The 18,971-nt window shown below is 60.8% G+C and carries 18 protein-coding genes; 7 read left to right on the forward strand and 11 right to left on the reverse strand.

Annotated elements, in window-relative coordinates; genetic code table 11:
* The first annotated feature begins 30 nt into the window (after nt 1-30).
* Nucleotides 31-2,808: a DNA gyrase subunit A gene (gene gyrA / locus BLJAPNOD_RS13950; RefSeq protein WP_077503568.1), complete on the forward strand. Its 2,778-nt coding sequence runs from the start codon at nt 31-33 to the stop codon at nt 2,806-2,808.
* 64 nt (nt 2,809-2,872) lie between these two features.
* Here the strand turns inward: gyrA and BLJAPNOD_RS13955 are convergent, their stop codons facing one another.
* Nucleotides 2,873-3,769, reverse strand: coding sequence for a LysR family transcriptional regulator (locus BLJAPNOD_RS13955; RefSeq protein WP_115420236.1), 897 nt, complete (start codon nt 3,767-3,769; stop codon nt 2,873-2,875).
* A gap of 93 nt (nt 3,770-3,862) precedes the next feature.
* Between BLJAPNOD_RS13955 and BLJAPNOD_RS13960 the strand changes: the two genes are divergently transcribed.
* Nucleotides 3,863-4,897 (forward strand): SDR family NAD(P)-dependent oxidoreductase, encoded by a 1,035-nt coding sequence (locus BLJAPNOD_RS13960; protein WP_115420237.1) that lies wholly within the window; start codon nt 3,863-3,865, stop codon nt 4,895-4,897.
* Here BLJAPNOD_RS13960 and BLJAPNOD_RS13965 read toward each other — a convergent pair.
* Both BLJAPNOD_RS13965 and BLJAPNOD_RS13970 read right to left on the reverse strand, forming a co-directional pair.
* Nucleotides 4,887-5,840 (reverse strand): lytic transglycosylase domain-containing protein, encoded by a 954-nt coding sequence (locus BLJAPNOD_RS13965; protein WP_115420238.1) that lies wholly within the window; start codon nt 5,838-5,840, stop codon nt 4,887-4,889. The two genes, BLJAPNOD_RS13960 and BLJAPNOD_RS13965, sit on opposite strands and share 11 nt — an antisense overlap.
* A gap of 79 nt (nt 5,841-5,919) precedes the next feature.
* The gene (locus BLJAPNOD_RS13970; protein ID WP_115421290.1) at nt 5,920-6,429 is read right to left on the reverse strand and encodes a GNAT family N-acetyltransferase; all 510 of its coding nucleotides are present in this window, start codon (nt 6,427-6,429) and stop codon (nt 5,920-5,922) included.
* Between the two features lie 36 nt (nt 6,430-6,465).
* Here BLJAPNOD_RS13970 and BLJAPNOD_RS13975 point away from each other — a divergent pair, with 36 nt between their 5' ends.
* On the forward strand, nt 6,466-7,041 hold the full coding sequence (locus BLJAPNOD_RS13975) for an XRE family transcriptional regulator (RefSeq protein WP_115420239.1): 576 nt from the start codon (nt 6,466-6,468) through the stop codon (nt 7,039-7,041).
* Here BLJAPNOD_RS13975 and BLJAPNOD_RS13980 read toward each other — a convergent pair.
* From BLJAPNOD_RS13980 to trxB, 5 genes are all read right to left on the reverse strand, one after another.
* The gene (locus BLJAPNOD_RS13980) at nt 7,038-7,841 is read right to left on the reverse strand and encodes an aminoglycoside phosphotransferase family protein (protein ID WP_115420240.1); all 804 of its coding nucleotides are present in this window, start codon (nt 7,839-7,841) and stop codon (nt 7,038-7,040) included. The two genes, BLJAPNOD_RS13975 and BLJAPNOD_RS13980, sit on opposite strands and share 4 nt — an antisense overlap.
* A gap of 66 nt (nt 7,842-7,907) precedes the next feature.
* Complete coding sequence (locus tag BLJAPNOD_RS13985) at nt 7,908-9,029, reverse strand: alkene reductase (protein ID WP_115420241.1); 1,122 nt, start codon at nt 9,027-9,029, stop codon at nt 7,908-7,910.
* A 43-nt stretch (nt 9,030-9,072) separates the two neighbouring features.
* Nucleotides 9,073-9,363, reverse strand: coding sequence for a metalloregulator ArsR/SmtB family transcription factor (locus tag BLJAPNOD_RS13990; protein ID WP_115420242.1), 291 nt, complete (start codon nt 9,361-9,363; stop codon nt 9,073-9,075).
* A gap of 639 nt (nt 9,364-10,002) precedes the next feature.
* A complete protein-coding gene (locus BLJAPNOD_RS13995; protein ID WP_077503906.1) occupies nt 10,003-10,899 on the reverse strand; it encodes a LysR family transcriptional regulator VtlR in 897 nt (298 codons plus the stop codon).
* Between the two features lie 116 nt (nt 10,900-11,015).
* The gene (gene trxB / locus BLJAPNOD_RS14000) at nt 11,016-11,990 is read right to left on the reverse strand and encodes a thioredoxin-disulfide reductase (protein ID WP_115420243.1); all 975 of its coding nucleotides are present in this window, start codon (nt 11,988-11,990) and stop codon (nt 11,016-11,018) included.
* A 375-nt stretch (nt 11,991-12,365) separates the two neighbouring features.
* Between trxB and BLJAPNOD_RS14005 the strand changes: the two genes are divergently transcribed.
* Nucleotides 12,366-13,190 (forward strand): polysaccharide pyruvyl transferase family protein, encoded by an 825-nt coding sequence (locus tag BLJAPNOD_RS14005; protein ID WP_158556126.1) that lies wholly within the window; start codon nt 12,366-12,368, stop codon nt 13,188-13,190.
* A gap of 12 nt (nt 13,191-13,202) precedes the next feature.
* On the opposite strand, the gene BLJAPNOD_RS14010 is transcribed toward BLJAPNOD_RS14005, so the two are convergent.
* Nucleotides 13,203-13,955, reverse strand: a complete 753-nt coding sequence (locus tag BLJAPNOD_RS14010) for a class I SAM-dependent methyltransferase (RefSeq protein WP_147294548.1) — start codon at nt 13,953-13,955, stop codon at nt 13,203-13,205.
* A 734-nt stretch (nt 13,956-14,689) separates the two neighbouring features.
* On the opposite strand from BLJAPNOD_RS14010, the gene BLJAPNOD_RS14015 reads away from it, so the two are divergent.
* The 3 genes from BLJAPNOD_RS14015 to BLJAPNOD_RS14025 all read left to right on the forward strand — a co-directional run bounded on the left by BLJAPNOD_RS14015 (nt 14,690) and on the right by BLJAPNOD_RS14025 (nt 17,095).
* The gene (locus BLJAPNOD_RS14015; RefSeq protein WP_053247447.1) at nt 14,690-15,160 is read left to right on the forward strand and encodes an Lrp/AsnC family transcriptional regulator; all 471 of its coding nucleotides are present in this window, start codon (nt 14,690-14,692) and stop codon (nt 15,158-15,160) included.
* A gap of 83 nt (nt 15,161-15,243) precedes the next feature.
* Nucleotides 15,244-16,065 (forward strand): glycosyltransferase family 2 protein, encoded by an 822-nt coding sequence (locus BLJAPNOD_RS14020; protein WP_115420246.1) that lies wholly within the window; start codon nt 15,244-15,246, stop codon nt 16,063-16,065.
* A gap of 7 nt (nt 16,066-16,072) precedes the next feature.
* Entirely contained in the window at nt 16,073-17,095 is a 1,023-nt protein-coding gene (locus tag BLJAPNOD_RS14025; RefSeq protein WP_115421291.1) for a glycosyltransferase, read from the forward strand.
* 20 nt (nt 17,096-17,115) lie between these two features.
* On the opposite strand, the gene BLJAPNOD_RS14030 is transcribed toward BLJAPNOD_RS14025, so the two are convergent.
* Together BLJAPNOD_RS14030 and greA are read right to left on the reverse strand one after the other, a co-directional pair.
* Nucleotides 17,116-18,171 carry a glycosyltransferase family 4 protein gene (locus BLJAPNOD_RS14030; RefSeq protein ID WP_115420247.1) on the reverse strand — a complete coding sequence of 352 codons (1,056 nt, stop codon included), beginning with the start codon at nt 18,169-18,171 and terminating at the stop codon, nt 17,116-17,118.
* Nucleotides 18,172-18,256: 85 nt separating this feature from the next.
* Nucleotides 18,257-18,733, reverse strand: a complete 477-nt coding sequence (gene greA / locus BLJAPNOD_RS14035; RefSeq protein WP_077503904.1) for a transcription elongation factor GreA — start codon at nt 18,731-18,733, stop codon at nt 18,257-18,259.
* Between the last annotated feature and the right edge of the window lie 238 nt (nt 18,734-18,971).

Here is an 18,971-nt window from a genome sequence, read left to right on the forward strand (position 1 = left end):
ACTGATTCTGAACAAAGATCGTGATCACAATTGACTGAGCAAAGCACTCCCGGCGGCGGAAAGACTCCGCCAGGCATCGAGCCGATTTCCATCATCGAGGAAATGCAGCGGTCCTATCTCGATTACGCCATGAGCGTCATCGTCAGCCGCGCGCTTCCAGACGTGCGTGACGGTCTGAAACCCGTTCATCGCCGCATCCTCTACGGGATGAGCGAACTCGGCATCGACTGGAACAAGAAGTACGTCAAATGCGCCCGCGTGACCGGGGACGTGATGGGTAAGTACCACCCGCACGGCAACTCGGCGATCTACGACGCACTGGCGCGAATGGCGCAGGACTGGTCGCTGCGGCTGCCTCTGATCGACGGTCAGGGCAACTTCGGCTCCGTCGACGGCGACCCGCCGGCGGCAGAACGCTACACCGAATGCCGCCTGCAAAAGGCCGCGCACTCGCTGCTCGACGACCTCGACAAGGAAACGGTCGATTTCCGCGACAACTACGACGGCACGCTGAGCGAGCCGGTGGTGGTGCCCGCGAAGTTCCCGAACCTGCTCGTCAACGGCGCCGGCGGCATCGCGGTCGGCATGGCCACCAACATTCCGCCGCACAACCTCGTCGAAGTCATCAACGGCTGCATGGCGCTGATCGACAATCCGGCGATCGAACTGCCGGAACTGATGGAAATCATCCCCGGTCCGGACTTCCCGACCGGCGCGCTCATCCTCGGCCGCTCGGGCATCCGCTCGGCCTACGAGACCGGCCGCGGCTCAGTCATCATGCGCGGTCGTGCCCATATCGAGCCGATGCGCGGCGACCGCGAGCAGATCATCATCACCGAGATCCCCTTCCAGGTGAACAAGGCGACGATGATCGAGAAGATGGCCGAACTGGTGCGCGACAAGCGCATAGAAGGCATCTCGGACCTGCGCGACGAGTCGGACCGCCAGGGCTACCGCGTCGTGGTCGAACTGAAGCGCGACGCCAACGCCGACGTCATCCTCAACCAGCTCTACCGTTACACGCCGCTGCAGTCGTCCTTCGGCTGCAACATGGTGGCGCTCAACGGCGGCAAGCCGGAGCAGATGACGCTGCTCGACATGCTCAGGGCTTTCGTCTCCTTCCGCGAAGAGGTCGTTAGCCGGAGAACGAAGTATCTGCTGCGCAAGGCGCGCGACCGCGCCCACGTGCTCGTCGGTCTCGCCATCGCCGTTGCCAACATCGACGAAGTGATCAAGCTGATCCGGCAAGCGCCCGATCCGCAGACCGCACGCGAACAGTTGATGGAACGCCGCTGGCCGGCGCATGACGTCGACAGCCTCATCCGGCTGATCGACGATCCGCGTCACCGGATCAACGAGGACAACACCTACAACCTGTCGGAAGAGCAGGCGCGCGCCATTCTCGACCTGCGTCTGCAGCGCCTGACCGCGCTCGGTCGCGACGAAATCGGTGACGAACTCAACAAGATCGGCGACGAAATCAAGGATTACCTCGACATCCTGTCGTCGCGCCTTCGCATCATGACGATCGTCAAGGACGAGCTCACCGCCATCAGCCAGGAGTTCGGCACGCCGCGCCGCAGCGAGATCGCCGAAGGCGGTCCCGACATGGACGACGAGGATCTGATCGCCCGCGAAGACATGGTCGTGACCGTCTCGCACCTTGGCTATATCAAGCGCGTGCCGCTGACGACCTACCGTGCGCAGCGCCGCGGCGGCAAGGGCCGCTCCGGCATGGCGACCAGGGACGAGGATTTCGTTACCCGGCTATTCGTTGCCAATACCCACACGCCGATTCTGTTCTTCTCTTCGCGTGGCATCGTCTACAAGGAGAAAGTCTGGCGTCTGCCCATCGGCACGCCGCAATCGCGTGGCAAGGCGCTGATCAACATGCTGCCGCTGGAGCCTGGCGAACGCATCACCACGATCATGCCGCTGCCCGAAGACGAAACGACGTGGGAAAACCTCGATGTGATGTTCTCGACGACCCGCGGGACGGTTCGCCGGAACAAGCTGTCGGACTTCGTCCAGGTCAACCGCAACGGCAAGATCGCGATGAAGCTGGACGAGGATGGCGACGAGATCCTCTCGGTCGACACCTGCACCGAGCATGACGACGTCATGCTGACGACGGCGCTCGGCCAGTGCATCCGCTTCCCCGTCGACGACGTGCGCGTCTTTGCCGGCCGTAACTCGATCGGCGTTCGCGGCATCAACCTTGGCGATGGCGACCGCATCATCTCGATGGCGATCCTCGGCCATGTCGACGCGGAGCCATGGGAACGGGCCGCCTATCTGAAACGGGCCGCTGCCGAGCGGCGTGCGACCAACGGCGATGAAGAAGAAATCGCGCTGGTCGGTGAAGAAGTCACCGAAGGTGGGGAACTCAGCAATGAGCGCTTCGAAGAGCTGAAGGCACGCGAGCAGTTCGTGCTGACGGTTTCGGAGAAGGGCTTCGGCAAGCGTTCGTCTTCCTACGATTTCCGCACCTCGGGTCGCGGCGGCAAGGGCATCCGCGCCACCGACACCTCGAAGACGGCAGAGATCGGCCAACTGGTCGCAACCTTCCCGATCGAAGACAACGACCAGATCATGCTCGTCTCCGACGGCGGCCAGTTGATCCGCGTGCCGATCAATGGCGTCCGGCTTGCCAGCCGCGCCACCAAGGGCGTGACGATCTTCTCGACGGCCAAGGATGAAAAGGTCGTCTCTGTCGAGCGCATCAGCGAGCCGGAAGGCGAAGAAGACGGCGAAGAGTTGGTGGTGGCTGAGAACGGCGCACCGGAAACGCCTGAAGCCGAAGCCTGATAGACTGCTTCAATCGACCGAAAAGCCCGCCAATTGGCGGGCTTATCTATTGAAGCACAACACGTCACGGCTGGCGGATATAGGTTCTCAGGCCCTTGGCCAATGCATCGAAGACCACGCGGCAACGGGGCGCGGTCTTCAGGTTTTCATGCATGACGAGCCAGGTCTCAAGCTTCATTGCAAAACCGTCCGCCAGAACCGGAAGAATATTGGGATCGCGGGCAGCAAGCGCATTCTGGCAGATGCCGATGCCGAAACCGGCGCGAATGGCGGCCAGTTGTGCGAGGTTACTATCCGCCTTCAGCGCAAAGCGTACCTCCGGCAAACCGGGTGTGCGGGCGATGATGGCACGGATTGCCGCCGTCTCATGGTCGTAGCCGATCAGACTGTGCCGGGCCAGATCGGCAAGCGTCTCCGGCATCCCGCACCGGTCGAGATACCGCCGATGGGCATGAAAGCCGAGCGGCACCGGGCCGATATGAAGCGCCACCAGCGCATCCTGGCCGGGCACCGCCATGCGCACCGCTATGTCCGCCTCCTGCCGAAGGATGTCCTCGATCGCATCGGAAGCCGACAGCTCGATGGTCAAATCCGGGTATCGCTCGTGCAGGTCGGCAAGGATAGGCGGCAGGACCTCGATACCGATGACTTCGCTGGCGCTGATGCGCACCGTTCCGCTGACGGTGCCCTGCTGGCCGGAGGCGGCGCGAAGCAGGGCGGCTGACGTCGCCGCCAGCGTTTCTGCATAGGGTTGCAGCGCGCGGGCGGCATCGGTCGGCAGCAGGCCCTGCGGGGAGCGGGTGAAGAGCGGAAACCCGAGCATCTCCTCCATCGCATCGACATGGCGCCCGACCGTCGGCTGCGTCAGGCCGAGTTCGCGTGCGGCCGCTGAAAGCGAGCCCCCTTTCAGCACCATCAGAAATGTCCGGTAGTAGTCCCAGCTGGGTTCGATCTTGCTCATACATAAATGTATAGCAACTAAACAGAAAACGACAATTCCGTTTATCAGCGCATTGCAGGACAGTATTGCCATCAAAACCGATGGAGACACGCAATGACCGACAATCTGGAAAAGGCAAGAACAGTACTGGTATTGGGCGCGACCGGCGGCATCGGTAGTGCCGTTGCTCGCGGCCTCAGCCAGCGCGGATGGAAAGTGCGCGCACTCAACCGAAATGTCGCCAAGGCTGCCCAGAAGGCGCCCATGTATGAATGGATCGAGGGTGACGCGATGAAGCAACGGGACGTACGCGCCGCCGCCGAAGGCGTCAAACTGATCGTCCATGCCGTCAATCCACCCGGCTACCGCAACTGGGGTCAGCTGGTGCTGCCGATGCTCGACAACACCATTGCCGCTGCAAAAGCGGAAGGTGCTCGCATTCTTCTTCCTGGAACAATCTACAATTTCGGCCCCGATGCCTTCCCTGTGCTGACCGAAGACAGCCCTCAGCACCCGCATACGGACAAGGGCATGATCCGCAAAGAGATGGAGCTTCAGCTCAAGGCTGCGTCGGACGCCGGTGTCGGCGTGATCATCCTGCGGGCAGGGGATTTCTTTGGTCCCGACGCGGCCAACAACTGGTTCTCGCAAGGGCTGGTGAAGCCGGGCAAGCCGCTGAGCGCCGTCAGCTACCCCGGAAAGAAGGGCATTGCGCATCAATGGGCCTATTTGCCCGACGTGGCCGAGACGATGATCCGCCTGATCGAGCGCGCCGAGGATCTGCCGGCCTTCTCCGTCTACCATATGCGCGGTTTCGTCGATGACGACGGCACGAAGATGGTTGCCGCCATAGCGCGTGCGGCTGGATTGAAAAACCTTCCCGCACGCGCCTTTCCATGGTGGCTGGTGACGTTGGCGTCTCCCGTCGTGCCGCTGTTTCGCGAGTTGCGCAAGATGCGCTACCTCTGGCGCCAACCGCTGCAGATGCCGAACGACCGGCTGCTGGCCTTATTCGGTGAGGAGCCGCATACGCCGATCGATGAAGCCGTGACGAAAACCCTGAAGTCCCTTGGCTGCCTGCCGCAGACCGCCGGATACATTGAAGCCGGTGAGGCGTTGGCGCCTGCCAAGATGGCAGTCAGTTCCTGAAAACCAGACAGGCGCCACCGTTTTTCCGGATGGTGGCGCATAGCGCATTGGCGTCCGCCTGGCTGTCTCGGCCGATGCGAGCGGCATAGCGAATGCGGCGGCCGAAGCTGGCGTTGCGTTCGCGCAGCAGCAGCGCCTTTTCGCTGCGGATAGGGTCCGGCAGGCGTTTGATGGCATTGACGAACAACCGCTGCGCAATGGACTTCTGAAAATGGGCTGCAAGCTGCACGCCCCAGGGCGCCCACTCCGCCTCGTCGATCACGTCGATCTCGCGCAGCTGGCGCGTGCTTGCCAGCGCCTCGCAGCCTTCGAGGAAATTCTTGTTCTTGTCGAGCGTCAGATCGAGCACCTTGGGCGGATTGTCCCGCCAGTCCTCGACGCTAAAGGCAGTGATTGCCAGCACATAATTGCGCGTCTCTGAGGGCAGCCAGTCCACCTCGAGAAAACGCTCCAGCCCATTTTCGCCCGCATTGTAGGCGGCAGCCGCAAACCCGAGATTGCCATAGCGCGCCTTCAGCTCACCGAGATACTCGGCCGATTTCCCCAGGGCGGCAATGACATCGAAGCTGTTGGAAAGGCCGCGCATTTTCGCCGTACCCGGCATGAACTGCGCGATGCCTTCGGCTCCTTTCGGGCTGACCGCGTTCGGACGGAACAGGCTTTCACGCCAGATCAGGCGTGCGAAAAAAGCCTGAGGCAGATCATTGGCTGTGGCGTAGTGATCTATGACGCCGCAAACGTCGCGCTCGAAGCTCTCCTTGCTGACGCAGAGTGATTTGGACGGGTCCGTCGCCGATTGGCCGACATAGATGCATTTGGCGCGCACCGGCAATTCGTCGATGCGGGCGTAAGCAATATCCGGCCGCCCTATGGTCACCGCGAGCAGCAGCGCGAGCAGAGCTCGGACAGCAAACGCAAGACTTTTCGAGCTGCCGTTCCCCATACCGTGTCGCTCACAATGCTTCGCCGAAACAGACCAGCTTCCTACATAGCATCTCGCGCGCTGCGGAAAAACCGCTCCGTCAAGCGGGTGAGCCGGTGGTGAGCACCAGCTGCATGAAGGTCAGATCGAGCCAACGGCCGAATTTCGTTCCGACTTCGCGCATCCGGCCGGTCTCGGTGAAACCCAGTTGCTGGTGAAGCCGGATCGAAGCGGTGTTTTCCGACTCTATCCCCGCCACCATCACATGCTTGTCGAGCCGCTCGGCCTCGGCGATCAAGGCGAGCATCAGCTTGCGGCCGATACCGCCGCCACGGCTGTCGCTTTGGACATAGACGGAATGCTCGACGGTGTGCCGGTAGCCATCAAACGCCCGCCAGTCGCCAAAGGAGGCGTAGCCGACGATTTCACCAGCATCGGATATGGCGACCAATACCGGGTATCCCGCTTCACTTCGCGCCTTGAGCCAGGCAGAGCGATTGGCGACATCGACGATCGTCTCGTTCCAGATGGCGGTCGTGTTGGCCACCGCGTCGTTGTAGATCTCGCAGATAACCGGCAGGTCATCTTCCTTTGCTTGTCTGATCAGCATGTTGCCCCACATGTTCGTGCACTATATAAGTATGCGATGGATACTAAAGTGTACAGCCTCGATCAACGCATCAGCGAGCGTATCCGCCTCGAAAGGGAAATCCGCGGCTGGTCGCTGAGTGAACTTGCCACGCGGTCCGGCGTCTCCCGCACCATGATCCACAAGATCGAGCGCGCAGGCAGCAGCCCGACGGCAACGCTGCTGGCTCGACTTGCAGGCGCTTTCGGCCTGACGATGTCGAGCCTGATTGCACGTGCCGAGATGAGCCAGGGCAGGCTGTCGCGACGCGAGGACCAGCCGGTTTGGCGCGACCCGCAGAGTGGCTATCTTCGCCGCCATGTCTCGGCGATGTCGGACCAGCCGCTCGACCTCGTCGAGGTCGAGCTTCCGGCAGGGACGGAAGTGCCGATCCCGGCCGCAGCCTATGCCTTTCATCGGCGATGGATATGGGTGAAACTCGGACGCCTCACCTTCGTGGAGGGCAACGAGACACATGTCCTTGGCGAGGGAGACTGCCTGGAGCTTGGTGCGCCACAGGATTGCGTCTTTCGCAACGACGACACGGAGCCTTGCACCTACGCGGTTATCCTATTGAAAACGGGCGCAACCTAGCGGTCGAGTTCGGCGATGGCGATGCCGGCCATGATCAGATCACTTTCGACGCCGGGATCATCACCATCCTCGAGGAACCAGGCGGCGGAAAGCCCGGCATAGGCAAGAACCCAATGAAGGATCCGGCGTGGCGGGAGCCCCGTCTCCTCGGCAACAACGGGCAGATGCCGCTGCAGCCGGCCCGGCGCGGTCACCAGCGGCAGTTCGGGATTGCAGAACAGGTTGGCATAGTCGTAACCGCGGTCGCCAACAACGCGTTTCGGGTCGATCGCCAGCCAGCCGCGATCGCCGAAATCGAGAATATTGGCGTGGTGAACGTCACCGTGCAGCACGACGGGCGGTTCCGGATCGGCAAGTAAGGTTTTCGCCGCATCGAGTGCCCGCGCAAAAAGGCCGCCATGAACGGGAGCGGCCGCCTCGAGCGAGGCGAACCACTTGTCGAGAGGGACCAGATCTGAGGGAACCGGGGTCGAACGCGGCGCATGAAGCCTGGCGACGGTGCGGCAGATGATGCGCGTTACGTCCACATCGCCTCCCGTCATCGCCATATGAAAGAGGTTTCTCTGACTGTCCGTGCGCTCCATCAGAACGGCGTCAGCGTCCGATTGATACACGCGCGCCGCACCTTGCCCGTTCCAGTAGGCCAGTGGCAGACGGCCGAACTTCTCTTCCGGGTCGTGAGCGACCTTCAGCATCGCCGCACCGTTTCGATAGCGAACGGGATAAAGATGACTGGAGGGGGTAACGATCACCTCGCCATCGGGCAGCAATGACCATTTCTCGAAATAAGAAGACGACATGAATGGAGAGACTTCCCAGGGAAACATGCCCCGTCGAGCGACGGGGCATGTGAGCATGTGGGAACGTCAGGCAACCTGTTCAAGGGATGGGTAGTCGGTATACCCCTTGGCGCCACCGCCATAGAACGTCGCCTGGTCCGGCGCGTTCAAGGCAGCGTTCTCCTTCAGCCGCTCGACGAGGTCCGGATTGGCAATGAACGGCTTACCGAAGGCGACCAGATCTGCCTCACCGTTCTTGACCGTTTCTGCCGCGAGATCGCGATCATAGCCATTGTTCGTCATCCAGGCGGCCTTGCCGCCGGCGGCAACGTAGACGGCACGCAGCGCAGCATAATCGAACGGACGTTCACCCTGCTGGTGGTCGCGCGGACCGCCGGTCGCACCCTCGATGATGTGGATATAGGCGAGGGGATAGCGGGCCAGGTGCTTGACGACATAGCTGAACAGCGGTTGCGGCTCCGGATCGAAGGCGTCGTTAGCGGGCGTCACCGGCGAAAGCCTAATACCCACACGACCGGCTCCGATCTCCGATGTGATGGCGTCGACCACCTGGAAAAGGAAGCGGGCACGGTTCTCGATCGAGCCGCCATAGGCGTCGGTGCGCTCGTTCGAGCCGGAACGCAGGAACTGGTCGATGAGATAGCCATTGGCCGCGTGGATTTCGACGCCGTCGAAGCCGGCGTCGATGGCTGCCCGGGCCGCCTTGCGATAGTCCTCGACGATCCCATCAAGCTCGGAGATATCGAGTGCACGCGGCTCGGAGGTTTCGGCAAACGAGCCGGTACCGTCCGAGTTGATGAGATATGTCTTGGACTTGGCGCGGATCGCCGAAGGCGCCACCGGCTTGCCGCCGCCCGGCTGCAGCGTATCGTGCGAGATGCGACCGACGTGCCACATCTGCACGACAATGCGACCACCCTTGGCATGCACGGCATCTGTGACCTTGCGCCAGCCATCCAGCGCTTCCGGCGTGTAGAGGCCGGGGACGTCGGCATAGCCTTGCCCCTGCTGGGTGATCGCGGTTGCCTCGGTGATCAGCAGGCCCGCCGACGCGCGCTGTTCGTAATAGGTGGCGTTGAGCGTGTTGGGCACGGCCTTCGGCGAACGATTGCGCGTCAGCGGCGCCATGACGATGCGGTTCTTCAAGGCGATGTCGCCGACGGTAATGGGATCGAAGAGGGTAGCCATTGCAGGTCCTTTCGGTTTCAGTTTGGTCTTTGGGAGGAGGTAGTCACAGGTTGCCGATGTCCTTGAGGAACGCGGCAATCGTCTCTTCGTTGCGCTTGTAGAAGACCCATTGGCCAAGACGCTTGGTCGTCACCAGGCCGGCGCGCTGAAGGATGGCGAGATGCGAGGACACGGTGGATTGCGACAGGCCGCAGCGCTCGAACTGACCGGCGCATACACCCATTTCAAACGGATGCTCCTGCGTCGGGAAATGCGCCTGCGGCTCTTTCAACCAGGCAAGGATGTTCACTCTTGCGGGGTGCGCCAGGGCCTTGAAGATTTCGTCTCGATCCATCGTTTATCGCCATATCGTGGTTTATCGATAATTGTATCGGATATGATCGATATACAAATCACAAGGACGTGAACGGGAAATTGGGGACGTGAACGGGAAAATGGGCAAAAAAAGAGGGCCGCAAGAAAACTTGGGCCCTTGTAGTTGTGAAGGTAATTAAAACCTCCAGAGGGGAACAGCTGCTGCGGTGGCGGGGAGGAGAAAGCCACCAAGAATGCATCAGCTGCATTTTGATATGGGAAGCGAAGGACCGGCTTTCAATAGCCGGCTGTGAATTTCGTCACGGCTCGCCCGTGTCCTAGACAGTAGACAAAAAAAGAGGGCCACAAGATGACTTGGGCCCTTATAGTTGTGAAGGTAATTAAAACCTCCAGAGGGGAACAGCTGCTGCGGTGGCACTGGGAGGAGAAGCCACCAAAGATGCATCAGCTGAGGGTGGTATGCTGCTTTTTTGGGCGGGCAGCAATCATTTAATATGCATGTCAGCCATGTCATGTGCGCATCACTGCCCAACTTTGCATCGAAAAGACAAAGTGCGGCGCACAAAATGCGCCGCACCATAGAAATTACATCCAAAAATCAGATAGATACGCCGATACCTGGCAATTGCTCACAAAACGAGCAATGGCGCAATCGACATCAAAAGCTCCAGTTCCTGGCTTTCGCGACGATATAGTCGCGGAAAACCTTGAGCTTGGCGGCGTTCTTCATCTCGTCGGGATAACAGAAGTAAGTGTCGAACGACGGAATGTCGGCGGCGATCGGAAGCTGGATGAGGCCCGGGTCGCGGCCGACGATATAGTCCGGCAGCATCGCTATGCCGATGCCGAGAAGGCAAGCCCGCTTGATCGAGGTCTGGCTGTTGATCTGCAGATGCGACGTCCGAGGGTTGTCGGAATCGCGACCGGCGATTTCGAGCCAGTTGACGTCGAGCAGGTAGTTCGGCGCTGGCTCACCGAAGGTAATGATGCGGTGATTGTCCAGGTCGTCAAGCGACTGCGGTTCGCCGTGCTTGTTGATGTAGGAGGGCGCCGCGTAGACGTGCATGTGCACAGTGAAGAGCTTGCGCTGGATCAGATCGGACTGCTGCGGCTGGCGCAGGCGAATGGCGCAATCGGCATGCCGCATGTTCACGTCCAGCTCCTCGTTGTCGAGGATCAGCTGAACCTGCACGTCCGGATGCAGCGACATGAACTCCTGGATCTTATCGGTCAACCAGCCCTGGCCAAGGCCAACGGTGGTCGTGATGCGCAGCTTGCCGCTCGGCTTGTCCGTCGTTTCGCTCAGCTGAACCTTGACGCTTTCAAGCTTCATCAGCACTTCATGCGCGGTCCGGTAGAGGATCTCGCCCTGCTCGGTAAGGATCAGGCCGCGTGCGTGACGGTGGAACAGCTTGATGCCGACATCCTGTTCGAGCGAACTCACCTGACGGCTGATCGCCGACTGAGAGAGATGGAGCTTGTCTGCCGCATGCGTGAACGACCCAGCCTCGGCCGCCGCGTGAAAGATGCGCAGTTTGTCCCAATCCAGCGACATGAAGTCCCCCATATGAAACCACCCCGGGGGACGGGATCATGTCCTCCGGGTGCGGCTGATGTATCTGTTCCCACACGGGAAAGGCTCCTTGCGGGATGCCTCCCGATTCGCAGCTTCTATTCGGCTGCAATTGCGACGGGCATATGACCCGCCAGGTATTTCTCGGCCTCGAGCGCTGCCATGCAGCCCATGCCGGCAGCGGTCACCGCCTGGCGATAGATATCGTCGGTCACGTCGCCTGCGGCAAAAACGCCGGGCACGTCCGTCGCGGTCGAATCAGCTGCCGTCCAGAGATAGCCGTTCGACTTTTGCCGAAGCTTGCCCTTGAACAACTCGACGGCCGGAGCGTGGCCGATCGCAACGAAGACACCGTCCGTCACCATGTCGCTCAATTCACCCGTCTTGGTGTTGCGCAGCTTGACGCCATTGACCGACGCCGGCATTGGCGGCTTGGGGGCAGTGCCCAGATACTCGACGACTTCGTGATCCCAGATGATCTTGACGTTGGGCTTGGCGAACAGGCGTTCCTGCAGGATCTTTTCGGCGCGGAACGAATCGCGGCGGTGGACGACCGTCACGCTCTTTGCAAGGTTGGAGAGGTAGAGCGCCTCTTCGACCGCCGAATTGCCGCCGCCGACGACGATGACATCCTTGTTGCGATAGAAGAACCCGTCGCAAGTGGCGCAGGCCGAAACGCCGAAACCCATGAAGGTCGGCTCGGTTTCGATCCCGAGCCACTTTGCCTTGGCGCCGGTGGCAATGATCAGGGCGTCGGCCGTCCAGTCGTTGCCGCTGTCGGTCTTGACCCGGAAGGGGCGAACGGAAAGGTCGACATCCGTGACCAGATCGTTGACGATCTCGGCACCGACATGCGTCGCCTGCTTCAGCATCTGCTCCATCATCCAGGGACCCTGGACCGGATCGGCGTAGCCCGGATAGTTCTCCACATCGGTGGTGATCATCAACTGGCCGCCCTGTTCCATGCCGGCGATCAGAACCGGTTCGAGCATCGCCCGTGCCGTGTAGATGGCAGCGGTGTAACCGGCAGGGCCGGAGCCGATGATCAGCACTTTTACGTGGCGGGCAGTCATGGTCTTGTCCTTCGCTCACCGGGCGGCCGCGGGGCCATATCCGGTTCCGTTACATCATGGGCAAATAGTGCCATACTTTAGGGATTCCCCCCGGGGAGTTTCAAGGGCGGCAGCGGCAATACACACAAGTGCTTGAGCCCTGTGAGGCGATTTGACACCAGATCGGGCATTTTTGCACCGCTTGCACCGCAGCCGCACAAGTCACAAGCACGTGATGGCGTCAGGCAATGGCCGGATCTTGCGATGGACAATGGTACACTTCTCCAATTGAACGAGCGCAATTTTCCGGGCGAGCGACGCCGAAGCCAATCGTCATTGTCGGCTGCAACGGCTCCTGACGGGCGCTGCTTCAACAGGTGTGCAAGGAAAAGGGCAGTGCGTAAGATCAAGGTGTTCTCGGCCTCGGTCGCGGGACAGTTCGGCCAGTCAACGGAGAACTTCGGCGACAATCTCATGGCGGACATACTCCGTCACTTCTTCGCGATAGAACCCGAATACGTGAAGCCTTCGTCCGCGGAACTCATCGGGATCGGAAGCATCATCGATGCCTATTACCGCAGGCACCGGACGGGGCGGTACACGTTCCTGCGACGGAAGCCGTGGCGAACGTTGCATGTTTGGGGTTCTGGTTTCATGAACTCAGATACGCCCGCGCTCTGGCCACAGCGGCTCAAGTTCGATGCGGTGCGCGGCAGGCTGAGCCGGGCGAAAGTGGCGCCGCACGACGACATCGCCCTCGGCGATCCGGCAATCCTGTTGCCGCTGATGTGGCCAAAGAAGCAGGCTCGCCGCAGCGCTACGGTCATTCCTCACTTTGCAACCCATCAAGCTTTTGTCGATGAATTCGCAAACTGCCTTCCACAGCATTGGAGCATTCTCAATCTGCTCGGCGATCCCGAGACGATTGCGAATGAGATATCAGCGTCCGACTTTGTCGTCTCAAGCAGCCTCCACGGCCTGATTGTCGCTGATGCCTATGGCATACCGTCCTGCTGGATGGAGCCACATGGCGAGATCAAGGGTGATCGTTTCAAATTTGCGGACTACGCCAGTTTCCGCGGTCGCGACCTCGTGGGGCCTGTCGACTTCAGAGACTTTGTCGTCGCTCCCCGGACCGTGATGCAAAAGACAGACTATGCGCCAGCCGTGCCCTCCACGGAAACGCTCGACAGGCTGCTCAAGGCATTCCCGTTCGCTTGACGGCCACGTCGTTCAAGAGGGCCTCCTCACTGCGGCAATCATTTCATGCATGCAGGCATGATCGGGCCAGGTCCGTCTCGCTTCCTTCCAGATGCGCCACGAACGGACGGCTTTCAGCGGCCGACGAAGAAGCCGCCGCCATCGTGGCCTGACAGACTTTGCGGGCAGCAACTGGAAATCCACGAATCCGGCGCGGTGAAGCGTTTCCTCAAGGCTTGCTGGTGAAAAATAATAGTGGTGGTCGAGCAGATAGAGCCCCCATTGGTCTCCCTGAGCTATGCGCATCCAGCTTTCGTAGTTTCCGGTTTCAACAATCAACGTGCCGCCCGGCTTCAGGCAACCGTTCAGACGCGTGAGGAGCGGGAGCGGATCCTTCAGGTGCTCGATAACGTCCCAGAGAGTAATGACATCGAACCTTCCGTCGGGAACGTCCATCGAGAGGTTTAAGCCATAATCGTCGCTGGCCTTTTGCACGGCGACTGGACTGTGTTTGACGCCCGCGGCTTGCCAGCCCGCATCAAGGGCTGCCTTGACGAAGGTTCCCGATCCGGCGCCGAAATCCAGCAAATGCCCGGGCGAAGGATGCAGGGCCGAAACAATCGCCATCTGACTGCGGGCAACATCGCGCTTGTGAGGATTGTCGGTAACGTAGCCGCCCGCCGACGACCACCGCCAATTCATATAGGCGATGCAAGCCTCCTGCGACGGGCGCGGCGTCTGGTAAGCGAGGCGACAGTCAACACACTCGGCGACCATTGCGGTCATTCCGAAACGCGCACGGATAACCCGTGACGCGTGGGAGCGAGCGCACAGCAAACACGGAACCGTTTCGGTTCGCACGGAGGCCTTGCCGTCGATGTGGTCGATTATCGACACCTGCCACGCCTCCCATTTCCTGCGGATCCCGTCGACGAGACAGCTCCACAGAGCGATGCCGCCGATCTAAAATCAGTACTCCTTCATGTACGAGACGGAAAGACAAGGAGCGACGAGAGCCTCCGGATCACGGGCGGATCTTCTCCACGCGTGCTGTCGAAATGCGGTTAAGCCGACCCGAGCATAGCTAAACGCTGCTTTTCCCGCGAATAGTGGGTGCAGATGCTTGTTGTCCGACCTGTTTGGCGATATTTCACGCGGATTCACTTTGCTGGAGAGGCATATGGGGTTGAATGCAAGCCGCGTTTGGCTCGACCGCGAACTCGCCACGTGCGTCAATTCACGACGGAAGAATTGCCTCGCCGTGGACGCGGAACGGAACCGCCTCCATGCGCCTCTGCGTCGCGAAAGATTGCACAGCGACAGTGCATGGTTCAGACGAGGCTACAGATACAATGTCGATCATCCCATGCAGCCTGAACGGACGGCGGACCATCGGACAACTCGGTGGCTAACCTGACACAATCGGCCCGGGGACCATAACCTACCGGCAATCCAAACAAAGATACTCCTGCCAGGCTTTGCCCCACGCCAAAGTCACTTTGTGAAAAGGACGAACCTTCATGACGAAACAAGTCGAGCTCGACGCAATCGATCTCAAGATCCTTCGCGAGCTCCAGCGTGACGGCAGGATGACCAATGTGGACCTCGCGCAACGCGTCGGCATTTCGGCGCCGCCCTGTCTCAGACGGGTGCGCAAGCTTGAGGAAACCGGCGTTATCAAGGGTTATCACGCGCTTCTGAATGCGCCCGCGCTCGGCTTCGACCTCGTAGCCTTCTGCATGGTCGGCCTGAAGCGGCAGTCGGAGGCAGACCTCAAGGCGTTCGCCGCGGCAACGGCCGAATGGCAGATCGTGCGCCAGGCATGGACCGTCTCGGGGGAAAGTGACTTTCTGCTTCACTGCGTCGCGGAGAACCTGACGGCGTTTCAGGATTTCGTCATCGAGGTTTTGACCGCCAACGAACGGGTCGATACGGTGCGCACGATGTTGACCATTCGTCAGGTCAAGGATATCGGGCTTGTCCAGATTTAGGATCCGGAGATTTTAAGGATCCGCAACGGCAGCGAGGCTCCCTTGGAGAACGCAGACACGACCGGAGTTGAGTGGCGTCATCCATGAGCAAACTTCCGCTTTCCGCCTTCATCATCTGCCAGAATGAAGAGGCCTATCTCGGTAACTGCATCGAGAGCCTCGAGCAGTGCGCCGAGATCGTCATCGTCGATTCAGGGTCGACGGATGGTACCGCTGCCCTCGTGCAATCCTTCATCGACAAGGGCTGGCCGATCCGCTTCATGCACGAGCCATGGCGGGGCTATGCCGGTCAGAAGCAGTTCGCGCTGGACCAATGCACGCAGCCATGGTGCTTCAACATCGATTCCGACGAGCGTCTTGATGAACCGCTAAAGGCGCTTCTGCCCTCGCTTCTCGATGCCAGTGCCGAGACCGTCGGCTGGCGCGTGGCGCGCCGCCCCTATCTGATCGGCTATGGCTACACGCCGGAGCGGGTGCATGAACGGCGCAATCTGCGCCTGATCCGCAAGGGTAGGGGACGCTATGACCTCAACCAGAAGGTCCATGAGGGCATCGTGCCGGACGGCCAGGTGGGCGTCGCCCGCAAGGGCAGCCTGCTTCACTATCGCCCGCTCGTCATCGACGAGCAGATTCTGAAGGAAAACAAGTACTCGACGCTGAAGGCCGATCAGCAGTTCGCCGCCGGAAAGCCGCCGCGGCCATACAAGATGCTGGCGAGCCCACCGCTTTATTTCTATCGTCTCTACTTCCGCAACGGTCTTTGGCGTTGCGGCTTTCCGGGCTTCATCGAGGCCATGACCGGAGCCGTCTACGCATTCCTGACCGCCGCAAAAATCTATCAGAGGCACACGCTGAAGCGCCATCCGAACCATGACGACATGGATCGGCAGCGCCGCAAGCCGTGAGGTTCCCATGAAAGTCATGCACTACCACTTCGGCAAGGACGGCGGCGCGGAGCGCTTTTTCGTCCATCTCGTCAACTCCCTGGCTGAGCGCGGTGTCGAGCAGACGGCCGTCATTCGTCCGGGACGGCTCTGGCGCAAGGACATCGAACGCGCGACCCGCATTGTCGAAAGCAATTTCCGCAACCTCTCGCTCGACCGCATCCTGCTGCCGATGAAGGTCAGCAGCATGGCGCGGCGCGAGAAGCCGGACGCGTTGTTCGCGTGGATGCCGCGCGCGAGCCGGCTGATGCCGAACTACAAGGGATGCATCAAGATCTCGCGGCTCGGCGACTATCCGCTCCGTCTCGACTATTTCCGCAACACCGACTGCCTCGTCTGCAACACGCCGGGTATCGCCGAACATGTGCGCAACATCGGCTGGAAGCGCGATGTCGAAGTGATCTCCAACTTCACCAACACCGAACGTGTCGCCGCCGTCGACCGCGCGACGCTCGACACGCCGGAGAATGTTCCGGTGGTGATGTCGATGGGGCGCTTCGTTCCGCGCAAAGGTTTCCATACCTTGATCGAGGCGATCGCAAAGGTGCCGGAAGTGCATCTATGGCTGATCGGCGATGGCGAGCAGCGCGAAAACCTGGAAAAGCTTGCCGCGGACCTCGGTGTGACAAACCGTGTTCGCTTCGCCGGGTGGCAGAAAGACGTCCGTCCGTTCCTGGCCGCCGCCGACATCTTCGTCATGGCGTCGAGCCACGAACCGCTTGGCAATGTCGTTCTCGAATCCTGGGCGCAAGGGACGCCGGTCGTTTCCAGCCGCTCAGAAGGTCCGCAATGGTTCATGCGTGACGGTGAAAACGGCCTGATGGTCGATATCGGCGATGCCGAGGGTTTCGGCCGCGCCATCGAGCGCATCGCAAACGACCGTCAACTCGGCTTGCGCCTGGCGGAACGCGGCCACGAAACGCTGATGAATCAGTTCTCGAAGCAAGCAATCACCGACGCCTATATGAAGCTGTTCGCCTCAAGGAAATAGCCGCCTGACCGCGCCGGCGGTCAGCGCATCAGCCGCTCGTACACCCGGTTGATGGCGCCGGCTTCACCTTCGATCGCAAACGAGGTGGCGGTGCGTGCAAGGCCATTCGCACCCGCCGCTGTGCGCCGCCTGTCATCATCCATGAAGGCGGCCGTCGCTTCGACCATGGCCTGAAGGTTGTCGGCCGGCACGATCGTGCCGGTTTCCATCGTGCCGCTTGCGACCAGCTCGGAAAATGCGCCGACATCCGTGGCGACGACGGGAACGCCCGTGGCCATGGCCTCAAGCGGCGTCAGGCCGAAACCCTCCCAGCGCTGCGGCGCAACGAAAAGATCAAGCGCCCGGTACCAGTCCGGAATGTTGGTGTGCTCACCGACGAACAGGATACGCTCGGCAAGTCCGGCTTTTGCAACGCGTTCCTTGAGCTCGTTTTCAAACGCCACGTGCGGCCCAGTGGCACGGCCGGCAACGATCGCGCTCCAGCCGGGGCGGCAGGGCAGGAGAGCAATCATGCTGTCGACGAAAAGATCCGTGCCCTTCTGCCGGCGGACCCGTCCGAAGCAGCCGACGAACTTTTGCGCCGGGTCGACGTCAAGGGCCGTTTTCGCTTGAGCCGGGTCGACAGCAGGGCGGAACCGCTTGGTGTCAATGCCGTGGAGGATGACGTCGTTCGGCACTTCGAGATAGGCGGCGGTCTTGCCACTGGTCGCGATCACCGCATCCATCCGTCCGATCAGAAACTTGCTCCAGCCGGTATGGCGGCGTTGCGACGCCGAGGTGAAGGCGATCTTCAACCTCATGCGCAAGAGGTCGCGCAGGATGATCGCCGGCAACATCTCGACATTGCGGCGCGCGTGCCAGACGCGACAACGCCGGCCCTGAGGCGCTTTCCAGAGATGGAGGAGATCGAGAAACCGGATCGACGGCAGGCTCTCGGGAAGACCCGGGCCAAGCACCGCAATCTTCTGACCCAGCGCGCGCTGGATCGGAATCAGTTGGATAATGGTCGAGGTAACGCCCGAGAGGCGCCGCTTGAAATTGGGAGCGATGACCTCGACGTCCCGGATATCGGCCACGGAAGCGCTCTCCTTGGGCATGCGACAACCAATGTCTTGAAAGAAGCGGATTGGGGCGAGGTGGAACCGTCGCCCCGAGGGGCAATCAGCCCCAGTTTACCGCGAGGATTTCGTATGCCTTTGAACCGCCTGGCGCGTTCACTTCGATGGAATCACCGACTTCCTTGCCGATCAGCGCGCGGGCGATCGGCGACGAAATCGAGATGCGTCCTGCCTTCACGTCCGCTTCCTGATCGCCGACGATCTGATAGGTCTTCTCTTCCTCGGTGTCCTCGTCGACAAGCTTCACCTTGGCGCCGAACTTGATCTTCGAGCCGGACATCTTCGAGAGGTCGATGACTTCTGCGCGTGCGATGAAGTCTTCGAGTTCGCCGACGCGACCCTCGTTGTGGCTCTGAGCTTCCTTGGCAGCATGGTATTCGGCATTTTCCGACAGGTCACCGTGCGCGCGTGCTTCGGCGATGGCCTCGATGATTCGTGGTCGCTCTTCCTGCTGGCGCCAGCGCAGCTCCTCCTGCAGGTTGACGAATCCACCCTGTGTCATCGGCACTTTGTCGACCATTTCAATGTCCTTCATCAAGAACGAGGCGCCGCTTGGGGGCGGCGCCAGCGCAAAAGAAAACGGTCTCCGGCGCGCCAGCGCCGGAACCGTCCGAAATATCCGAACCGTTCTTATAGCAGAAAGGAAACCGCCAATGCCAGATTTTTCGCCATGATCCACCGCCCCCTTCGCACAGGACGCAACCTGTAGGCGCTCTCAGAAAGTCGTCATCGTCAAGAATTGGGCTTTACCTCAACCG

This window comes from Ensifer sp. M14, assembly GCF_003355565.1.
In the GTDB taxonomy this organism is placed as follows: Bacteria; Pseudomonadota; Alphaproteobacteria; order Rhizobiales; family Rhizobiaceae; genus Ensifer.